General features: G+C 73.0%; 10 protein-coding genes. 5 read left to right on the top strand and 5 right to left on the bottom strand.

Annotated features, from left to right (window positions below; all coding sequences use genetic code 11):
• Positions 1-240 precede the first annotated feature (240 nt).
• Positions 241-1,425: a quinolinate synthase NadA gene (gene nadA / locus ACFWIS_RS24455; RefSeq protein WP_380463130.1), complete on the bottom strand. Its 1,185-nt coding sequence runs from the start codon at positions 1,423-1,425 to the stop codon at positions 241-243.
• A gap of 221 nt (positions 1,426-1,646) precedes the next feature.
• Between nadA and ACFWIS_RS24460 the strand changes: the two genes are divergently transcribed.
• From ACFWIS_RS24460 to ACFWIS_RS24470, 3 genes are all read left to right on the top strand, one after another.
• Positions 1,647-2,570: an NADP-dependent oxidoreductase gene (locus tag ACFWIS_RS24460; protein WP_380463133.1), complete on the top strand. Its 924-nt coding sequence runs from the start codon at positions 1,647-1,649 to the stop codon at positions 2,568-2,570.
• A gap of 188 nt (positions 2,571-2,758) precedes the next feature.
• On the top strand, positions 2,759-3,223 hold the full coding sequence (locus tag ACFWIS_RS24465) for an Lrp/AsnC family transcriptional regulator (protein ID WP_380463135.1): 465 nt from the start codon (positions 2,759-2,761) through the stop codon (positions 3,221-3,223).
• Positions 3,224-3,407: 184 nt separating this feature from the next.
• Entirely contained in the window at positions 3,408-4,775 is a 1,368-nt protein-coding gene (locus ACFWIS_RS24470) for a pyridoxal phosphate-dependent decarboxylase family protein (RefSeq protein ID WP_380463138.1), read from the top strand.
• Positions 4,776-4,849: 74 nt separating this feature from the next.
• Here the strand turns inward: ACFWIS_RS24470 and ACFWIS_RS24475 are convergent, their stop codons facing one another.
• Positions 4,850-5,713 (bottom strand): GNAT family N-acetyltransferase, encoded by an 864-nt coding sequence (locus ACFWIS_RS24475; RefSeq protein ID WP_380463141.1) that lies wholly within the window; start codon positions 5,711-5,713, stop codon positions 4,850-4,852.
• A gap of 245 nt (positions 5,714-5,958) precedes the next feature.
• On the opposite strand from ACFWIS_RS24475, the gene erpA reads away from it, so the two are divergent.
• Positions 5,959-6,312, top strand: a complete 354-nt coding sequence (gene erpA, locus ACFWIS_RS24480) for an iron-sulfur cluster insertion protein ErpA (RefSeq protein ID WP_189915188.1) — start codon at positions 5,959-5,961, stop codon at positions 6,310-6,312.
• An 87-nt stretch (positions 6,313-6,399) separates the two neighbouring features.
• On the opposite strand, the gene ACFWIS_RS24485 is transcribed toward erpA, so the two are convergent.
• Together ACFWIS_RS24485 and ACFWIS_RS24490 are read right to left on the bottom strand one after the other, a co-directional pair.
• A complete protein-coding gene (locus ACFWIS_RS24485; protein WP_380463143.1) occupies positions 6,400-7,080 on the bottom strand; it encodes a hypothetical protein in 681 nt (226 codons plus the stop codon).
• Between the two features lie 101 nt (positions 7,081-7,181).
• Positions 7,182-7,391 (bottom strand): hypothetical protein, encoded by a 210-nt coding sequence (locus ACFWIS_RS24490; protein WP_380463145.1) that lies wholly within the window; start codon positions 7,389-7,391, stop codon positions 7,182-7,184.
• A gap of 276 nt (positions 7,392-7,667) precedes the next feature.
• Here ACFWIS_RS24490 and ACFWIS_RS24495 point away from each other — a divergent pair, with 276 nt between their 5' ends.
• Positions 7,668-8,645: a carbohydrate kinase family protein gene (locus tag ACFWIS_RS24495; RefSeq protein WP_380463148.1), complete on the top strand. Its 978-nt coding sequence runs from the start codon at positions 7,668-7,670 to the stop codon at positions 8,643-8,645.
• Between the two features lie 8 nt (positions 8,646-8,653).
• Here the strand turns inward: ACFWIS_RS24495 and ACFWIS_RS24500 are convergent.
• The coding region (locus ACFWIS_RS24500; RefSeq protein WP_380523990.1) for a sulfurtransferase TusA family protein at positions 8,654-8,893 on the bottom strand (240 nt) is incomplete at its 5' end.

Consider the following 8,893-nt stretch of genomic DNA (forward strand, 5'->3'; position numbering starts at 1 on the left):
CTCCCTCGCTCCTGCGTCGCTCCCTCGCGCTCTCCCTTTCGGTACCGGCGCGCCCCTTCGGCTCGGGGCGGGATTCGCCCGCTCGCCTCCGGGGCACTCGGACCCGGTGCCGACGGTCGGCGCTCCCTCGCTCCTGCGTCGCTCCCTCGCGCTCTCCCTTTCGGTACCGGCGCGCCCCTTCGGCTCGGGGCGGGATTCGCCCGCTCGCCTCCGGGGCGCCCCGGAGGCGAGCGCTTCGGGCTACGGCAGCGCCAGCATCCGGTCGAGCGCGGCCTTGGCGTACTTCTCGGTCTCCGGGTCGACGCTGATCACGTTCGGCACCCGGCCCTCGACCAGCGACTCCAGTGCCCAGACCAGGTGCGGCAGGTCGATCCGGTTCATGGTCGAGCAGAAGCAGACCGCGCGGTCCAGGAAGACGATCTCCTTGTCCGGGTGCGCCTTGGCCAGGCGGCGGACCAGGTTCAACTCGGTGCCGATGGCCCACTTGGAGCCGGGCTCGGCGGCGTCCAGGGCCTTGATGATGTACTCGGTCGAGCCGACCATGTCGGCGGCGCTGACGACCTCGTGCTTGCACTCGGGGTGCACCAGGACGGTCACGCCGGGGATCCGCTCGCGGACGTCGTTCACCGAGTCCAGGCTGAACCGGCCGTGCACCGAGCAGTGGCCGCGCCAGAGGATCATCTTGGCGTCCCGCAGCTGCTCGGCGGTCAGGCCGCCGTTCGGCTTGTGCGGGTTGTACAGGACGCAGTCGTCCAGCGAGAGGCCCATGTCCCGCACCGCGGTGTTGCGGCCGAGGTGCTGGTCGGGCAGGAAGAGCACCTTCTGGCCCTGCTCGAAGGCCCACTCCAGGGCGCGCTGGGCGTTGGAGGAGGTGCAGATGGTGCCGCCGTGCTTGCCGGTGAAGGCCTTGATGTCGGCGGAGGAGTTCATGTACGAGACCGGGACGGTCACGTCGGCTATGCCGGCGTCGGTCAGCACGTCCCAGCACTCGGCGACCTGCTCGGCGGTGGCCATGTCGGCCATCGAGCAGCCGGCCGCGAGGTCGGGCAGGACGACCTGCTGGCGGTCGCTGGTGAGGATGTCCGCCGACTCGGCCATGAAGTGCACGCCGCAGAAGACGATGAACTCGGCCTCCGGGCGGGCCGCGGCGTCGCGGGCGAGCTTGAAGGAGTCGCCGGTGACGTCGGCGAACTCGATGACCTCGTCGCGCTGGTAGTGGTGGCCGAGGATGAAGACGCGGTCGCCGAGGGCGGCCTTGGCCGCGCGGGCGCGCTCGACGAGGTCCGGATCGGAGGCCGGCGGGAGGTCGCCGGGACACTCGACGCCGCGCTCGCTGTTCGGGTCGGCCTCTCGGCCGAGCAGCAGCAGAGCGAGCGGCGTCGGAGTGGGGTCGACGCCGTAGGTCTCGGTGATGGTGGTGGTCACGGGCGGGTGCCCTTCTGTGCGGCCGACCGAGCGGTGGGGCCTTTTCGTCTATCTGACACTATCTATTCTAACCGGTTAGCGTCAGAGTGACGATGGCCATCCTGTCGATGTGACGAGAACCGCTCGTCGGATCGGGCCCACGGCGGAGGCGGATAGCCGATTTGGGGCAGTCCGGCCGTGGCCGAATCGATACTTCGAAGCCTCCGGGTATGGCTGAGCCCATGAAAGCAATCGCGATCAACCGCTACGGCGGCCCCGAGGTGGTCGAGTACACCGATCTGCCCGACCCCAAGGTCGGGCCCGACTCCGTCCTGGTGCAGGTCCGGGCGGCCGGGGTGAACCCGGTGGACTGGAAGGTCCGGGACGGCGCCCTGGACGGCCTGCTGGACGTGCACTTCCCACTGGTCATGGGCTGGGACGTGGCGGGCGTGGTCCGCGCGGTCGGCGGCGGCGTGACGGAGTTCGCCCCCGGCGACGAGGTGTACGGCTACGTCCGCAAGGACGCCGTCGAGCACGGTACCTACGCCGAACTGGTCTCCGCCCCGGTCCGCACCCTGGCCCGCCGGCCCGCCGCGCTGGACTGGGCGCAGTCCGGCGGCCTGCCGCTGGCCGGGCTCACCGCGCTGCAGAGCCTGAACGCGCTGCGGCTCGCCGAGGGGGAGACCCTGCTGGTGCACGCCGCGGCCGGCGGGGTCGGCCACCTGGCCGTCCAGATCGCCCGGGCCCGCGGCGCCCGGGTGATCGGCACCGCGGGCGAGCGCAACCACAACTACCTGCGCGGCCTCGGCGCCGAACCGGTCACGTACGGCGAGGGCCTGGCCGAACGGGTGCGCGAACTCGCTCCGGCGGGCGTGGACGCCGCGCTGGACCTGGTCGGCCGCGGCGCCGTCCGGGTCTCGGCGGGCCTGGTGGCCGACCCGGCCCGGATCGCCTCGATCACCGACTTCGGGGTCAAGGCCCTCGGCGGCCACTACGTCTGGGTCCGCCCGGACGCGGCGGGCCTCGCGGAGCTCGCCGCGCTCGCCGACGACGGCCGGCTCACCGTCACCGTCGCCTCCACCTTCCCGCTGGCCCAGGCGGCCTCCGCCCAGGCCCTCAGCGCCGAGGGCCGCACCCGGGGGAAGATCGTGCTGCTCGTGGACTGATGGCCGCCCGCCGGTCATCCGTCGGCGGTGGATTCGTTCGGGTCATCCGCCAGAATGGGTGGCGAACCGTTTCGGCAATGGCAACCGGCCACGGCAACCGGCAACGGCGGCAGCGGCCGCGACAGCACCGCCCCACCGCCCGGAACGCCCCCTCACCGCCACCGCACGACCCGTGGAGCCCCGCACCGATGACCAGCAGCCGAGCACCCGAGGTGACCGGGGCGGACCTGGACGAGACCGACCGACAGCTCCTCGCCCGCCTCGGCAGCGACGGCCGCGCCTCCTACGCCGAGATCGGTCTCCAGGTGAACCTCTCCGCCACCGCCGTGCGCCGCCGGATCGACCGGCTCCGGGCGCGCGGCGTGGTGCGGGGCTTCACCGTGGTGCTCGACCCGGCCGTGCTCGGCTGGCAGACCGAGGCCTTCGTCGAGGTCTACTGCCGCGAACGCACCGCCCCCGAGGAGATCCTGGCCAGCCTGCGCCAGTTCCCCGAGGTGGTCGCCGCCTGGACGGTCACCGGGGACCCGGACGCGCTGGTGCACCTGCGGGCCGCCGACACGCGCCACCTGGAGGCCGTCATCGAGCGCATCCGGCGCGAGCCCGGCGTCCAGCGCAGCCGCTCCTCGGTGGTCCTCTCCCAGCTGATCGGCTGAGCCCGCGAGGGGCACGCAGGAATCCTGCGCGGACCCGTCCGAAGACGCCCGAAACCTGCCTGACCAGCCGCGTTCCGACGCGCGGCGAAGCGCCCGCGCTGCCTACGCTGATCACGTCCGGTCAACGTGGTGAGGCGTCCCGCCGACCGGATCCCCCCGACACCCACAGCCGAGAGGGACAGCCGTGTCCGCAGCACCCGACCGCATGCACCGGCCCGACAACGAACTGGTCGACCTGGTTTTCGACTACATGCGGGAGCGGCTGCAGTACGACCCCGTCCCCCTCGACCACCCCGGCGACGGCGAGCACCTGCGCGTCCAGCTGGCCGGCCTGCTCAACCAGGACGGCAACGACGCGGCCGACGTGCTCAAGCTGTACGACCACGAGCTGTCCCGCGCGGTCATCTCCGCCGACAGCCCCCGCTACCTGTCCTTCATCCCGTGCGCCCCGACCAAGGCCGCACTGCTGTTCGACATGGTCGTCTCCTGCGCCTCGCTGCAGGGCATCTCCTGGCTGGAGGCGGCCGGCGCCATCGCCGCCGAGAACCAGGTGCTGCGGCTGATCGCCGACCGGGCCGGACTGCCCGCCTCGGCCGGCGGCTGCTTCGTCTCCGGCGGCTCGGCGGGCAACCTGTCCGCCCTGGTGGTCGCCCGCGACACCGCGCGCCGCAAGCTCGGCGTCGGCCCGGAGGCCCGGCTGCGGATAGCCGTCGCCGACCAGGTGCACTCCTCGGTCAAGAACACCTTCAACATCATCGGCGTCGAGGCCTTCAAGGTCCCGACCGTGAACCGCCGGTTCACCGGCGAGGCGCTGCGCGCCGCCCTGGCCGCCGATCCCGACCCCGGGACGGTGATCGCCGTCGTCGGCACCGCCGGCACCACCAACGAGGGCATCGTCGACGACCTGGCCGGCCTGGCCGAGGTGGCCCGCGAGCGCGACCTGTGGTTCCACGTGGACGGCGCCTACGGGGGCGCCGGCCTGTTCGCCCCCTCGGTGCGCGAGCGCTACAACGGCATCGAGCACGCCGACTCCTTCGTGGTCGACCCGCACAAGTGGCTGTTCGCCCCCTTCGACTGCGCCGCGCTGATCTACCGCAACCCGCAGCTCGCCCGCGCCGTGCACACCCAGGACGCCTCCTACCTGGACGTCCTGCACACCGAGGGCGACGAGTGGAACCCCACCGACTACGCCTACCACCTGACCCGGCGCGCCCGCGGCCTGCCGCTCTGGTTCTCGCTGGCCGTCCACGGCGTCCAGGCCTACACCGACGCCATCGAGACCGGCCTCCAGCTGGCCCGGGACACCGCCCAGCTGATCCGCGACACCGACTACCTGGAGCTGCTGTTCGACCCGCAGCTCTCCGCCGTCTGCTTCAAGCGCACCGGCTGGACCAACGACGACTACTACCGCTGGTCGCAGCAGCTGCTCGCGGACCAGATCGGCTTCGTCACCCCGACCGGCTGGGACGGCGAGACGGTCGCCCGCTTCGCCTTCCTGCACCCGGGCACGACCATGGAGATGGTCAGGGAGATCCTGGACACCATGGCCTGATCAGGGCCCGCCGTCCGCCCGTACGGCCCCGCCGGCCCGCCGGCCCGCCGGTGGGGCCGTACCCGCGTCCCGGTCTAGAGGAACGCCCCGCTCGGCAGGTACGGCGTCGGCGGCCGCATCCCGCGCACCCCGACGAAACCGGCGGTCTCCGGCGTCAGCCCGACCTCCAGCCCGACGTCCAGCGCCCACTCCTGCTCGGCGGTCAGGTACTCCACCCGCGCCTCGACGCCGTCCGGCACCCGGGCCAGTGCCTCGCGCAGCAGCCGGGCGGCGATCCGCTTGCTGGTGGCCGCCAGCAGCCGCACCACGCCGCCGTCCCGGTAGCAGTAGCCGCTGCCGGCCAGCGCGTCGGCGACCAGCAGCTCCTCGAAGTGCCCGAGCATCAGCTCGTGGTCCGGGCCGTGCGCCGACCCGCGCAGCCAGCGGTCCACCGAGTCCAGCAGGTGCAGGTGGGTGAGGTTGCCGCGGTGCACCGGTATGTCGCCCGGGTCGATCAGCCCCTCCCGGTCCACCCGCCCGGTCAGCCGCATCGCCGGGTGCAGGGTGAACCCGGCCAGCCGGTAACGGCGGGCCGCCGCCGGGGAACCGCCGGCGCAGACCATCCCGCGCAGGCAGCCCCGGGCATGCGCCAGAGCCCGTTCGAACAGCAACCGCCCGACCCCCTGGTTCTGCGCGGACGGCCGGACGGCGAACAGCGAGGGCATCCACAACCCCTCCCGGCGCATCGACAGCACCACCCCGACCGCCTGCCCGCCGCTCTCCGCCAGCCAGCAGCCCCCGGCGTCGGTGCGCGCCAGGTGTCTGGTCCGGGCCAGCTGCAGCGGCGCCGGTGCGGGCGCCTGCGCGGGGTCGTCGGACGGGGCGGCGAACGCGGCGAAGGACAGTTCCCGGACGACCTCCGCGTCCGCTGCGGTGTCCCTGACCTGGCGAAGGATCATGCCGCCCATCCTGGCGTCCGAGGGGCGGCCGCGGGGTCCGTTCACCCGGATCCATGACGCGGGCGGTGCCCCGTCCTCCCCGGTTGTGCGAGCATGGGGAGCGTACGGGCCCGGGTGACACATCCGGTCCACGGAAAACCAGCCGTCGAACAAGCCGCAGAAATCCGTCGCCGTCCGGGAAATGAAACCGGGTGGTCGTTGGTTGGCACTGGCGGTAGACCGTCGTCAAGACCGGGAGAAAGCAGATGACCGTCCAGGACGAGACCACTGTCGAGAGTGGCATCCTCCTCACCGATGCCGCCGCGGCAAAGGTCAAGGCCCTGCTGGAGCAGGAAGGCCGCGAGGACCTCGCGCTGCGCGTCGCCGTCCAGCCCGGTGGCTGCTCCGGCCTGCGTTACCAGCTGTTCTTCGACGAGCGCTCGCTCGACGGCGACGTGCTCAAGGACTTCGACGGCGTCAAGGTCGTCACCGACCGCATGAGCGCCCCGTACCTGGGCGGCGCCACCGTCGACTTCGTCGACACCATCGAGAAGCAGGGCTTCACCATCGACAACCCGAACGCCACCGGCTCCTGCGCCTGCGGCGACTCCTTCAGCTAAGCCTGAAGCGGGCCTCGAACGCCGAGGCGGCCCCGGGATCCTTCCCGGGGCCGCCTCTTCGCGTTCCGGCCCGCAGTGGTCGGCCCGCTACCGCGCCGGGCCGTCCGGGGTCACCGGGTCGGGGCCCATGTGCGAGTCGCCCTCCAGCGGGACGTCCTGGTTGCTCGACCGGTCGACCACCGTCCGCCCGGCCAGTGGCGACCGCAGGTCGGCGGAGACGGACTGCCGCTTGGCCAGCGCGGTGCAGACCTGCCCCGGCTGGACGGCCGGCGGGCCCGGCACGACCTGGACGCCGACCTGGCCCTGCTGGGACTCGTCCGCCTTCAGCGCGTACTTGGTGCAGACCCCGCCGAAGAAGTAGACGGTCAGTTTGTTGCCGTCCACCCGGTAGCCGATCGGCGGGCGCCCCCCGGGGTTGGGCTTGCCGTTGCCGGCCGGGTCGGGCTCGCCGGGGGCGATCCCGTTGGTCGGGGGAGTGGCCGCTCCCGACGGCCGCCCCGGGGCGGGCTCGGCCGGGGTCGGGGACCAGCCGGTCGGCGGGGCGGCCGGGGTGGCCCCCGCCGACGGCGAGCCGGAGTCCGTCGGGGCCTGCGGGGAGCCGCTCGCCGAGGGCGAGGCGCTCGCGGCGGCCGTCGCGCTGCTCGACGCCGAGTCCCCGGAGCTCTTGCCGTCGCCGTTGCAGCCGGCCAGGGTCACCACCGCCGCCAGCGCGGCCACCGCCAGGGCCACCGTCCGCCGACCACGCCTGGGCATCGTCTCCAGATCCATCTGCACATCCTCCCGAGGGCTCAGCGGCGCCGCCTGCTCGGCTGCTCCGCGCGGATGTGACGTGCCCCGGTCGGATCCGGTTCCGCTTCGGTCCGGTCGGATCACATGCCGTACTCGGCCATCCCGGCGACCAGCCGCTGCGCCCCGGACGGGACCCGCACACCGACGGAGGCGGGGGTGGCCGGCTCCGGACCGGCCGTCACCTGCGGCCAGAACCGGCGCAGCCGACGGGAGGAGCTGACCAGCGCGTCGAGGGTCTCGCCGTCCGCGTCGGACCGGAGGGCGGGCAGCGGGGAGTGGTTGGGCATCATCGGGCATCGCTCCGATCCAGTGCCGTGGCCGCACCGCCACGGTCGACGACGGGCCCGTCTCGTCCGACGGGGCCCGTGGCCGACCCTAGGCGCGGCTCCGGGTGCCCACCAGTGCTACCCGGAGGTAGTACACGTTCGAGGGCCTCGGGTGCCACCATGGCCGGTAGGGGCAAGCGGCAGCTTGCGGGACTCCTGCGGGGTCGCCGCCCCGGCACCGGTACCGTGGGTGGGTTCATCCGCCCCCGCTGGCCCTGTTGCCATCCTGAGGAGACCTCCGTGCGTATCGCCGTCGCCGGCTCGATCGCCACCGACCACCTGATGACGTTCCCCGGTCGGTTCGCCGACCAGCTCGTCGCCGAGCAGCTGCACACCGTGTCGCTGTCGTTCCTGGTCGACGCCCTGGACATCCGCCGCGGCGGGGTCGCGCCGAACATCGCGTTCGGCATGGGAGTGCTCGGACTGCGGCCGATCCTGGTCGGCGCCGCCGGGGCGGACTTCGCCGAGTACCGCAGCTGGCTGGAGCGGAACAACGTGGACTGCACCTCCGTCCACATCTCCGAGACCCGGCACACCGCCCGCTTCATGTGCACCACGGACGAGGACCACAACCAGATCGCCTCGTTCTACACCGGTGCCATGGCGGAGGCCCGCAACATCGAGCTCAAGCCGATCGCCGACCGCGTCGGCGGCCTCGACCTCGTCCTGGTCGGCGCCGACGACCCGCAGGGCATGGTCCGCCACACCCAGGAGTGCCGCACCCGCGGTTACGCCTTCGCCGCGGACCCCTCCCAGCAGCTGGCCCGCCTGGACGGCGAGGACATCCGCGAGCTGGTGGACGGCGCCGCCTACCTCTTCACCAACGAGTACGAGGCCGCGCTGATCGAGACCAAGACCGGCTGGGGCGCCGAGGAGCTGCTCACCCGCGTCGGCACCCGGGTCACCACCCTGGGCAGCAAGGGCGTTCGGATCGAGCGCAAGGGCGAGGCCCCGGTCCTGGTCGGCTGCCCGGTCGAGGAGGCCAAGGTCGACCCGACCGGCGTCGGCGACGCCTTCCGGGCCGGCTTCCTCTCCGGCCTGTCCTGGGGCCTCGAACTGGAGCGCGCCGCCCAGCTCGGCTGCATGCTCGCCACCCTGGTGATCGAGACCGTCGGCACCCAGGAGTACGAGCTGCGCCCGGCCACCTTCCTGAAGCGCTTCGAGGCCGCCTACGGCGCCGAGGCCGCCGCGGAGATCCGCGCGCACCTGGTCAAGTAGCCGCCCGGTCAGGAGCGGCGCACCACCAGGTAGGCCGAGCCCCGGTCGCCGCCGTAGTCGGCGGCCGGGGCCTCGCCCGTGTACTCCTGCCCGCGCATCCCGCACCAGGCCGGGATGTCCAGCCGGGCCGCCTCGTCATCCGCGAGGACGGCGACCGTGCCGCCCACCGGCACCTCACCGATCCGCTTCGCCAGCTCGATCACCGGCAGCGGGCAGCGCTTGCCCAGCGCGTCGATCACTGTGACCTG

It is taken from the genome of Kitasatospora sp. NPDC127060, from assembly GCF_042724935.1.
Classification (GTDB): Bacteria; Actinomycetota; Actinomycetes; order Streptomycetales; family Streptomycetaceae; genus Kitasatospora.

Coding starts and splice junctions, on each gene's coding strand:
- ACFWIS_RS24460 (WP_380463133.1), top strand. CDS start 1,647: ATGAAAGCAATCGCGATCAACCGCTACGGCGGCCCCGAGGTGGTCGAG.
- ACFWIS_RS24465 (WP_380463135.1), top strand. CDS start 2,759: ATGACCAGCAGCCGAGCACCCGAGGTGACCGGGGCGGACCTGGACGAG.
- ACFWIS_RS24475 (WP_380463141.1), bottom strand. CDS start 5,713: ATGATCCTTCGCCAGGTCAGGGACACCGCAGCGGACGCGGAGGTCGTC.
- erpA (WP_189915188.1), top strand. CDS start 5,959: ATGACCGTCCAGGACGAGACCACTGTCGAGAGTGGCATCCTCCTCACC.
- ACFWIS_RS24485 (WP_380463143.1), bottom strand. CDS start 7,080: ATGGATCTGGAGACGATGCCCAGGCGTGGTCGGCGGACGGTGGCCCTG.
- ACFWIS_RS24490 (WP_380463145.1), bottom strand. CDS start 7,391: ATGATGCCCAACCACTCCCCGCTGCCCGCCCTCCGGTCCGACGCGGAC.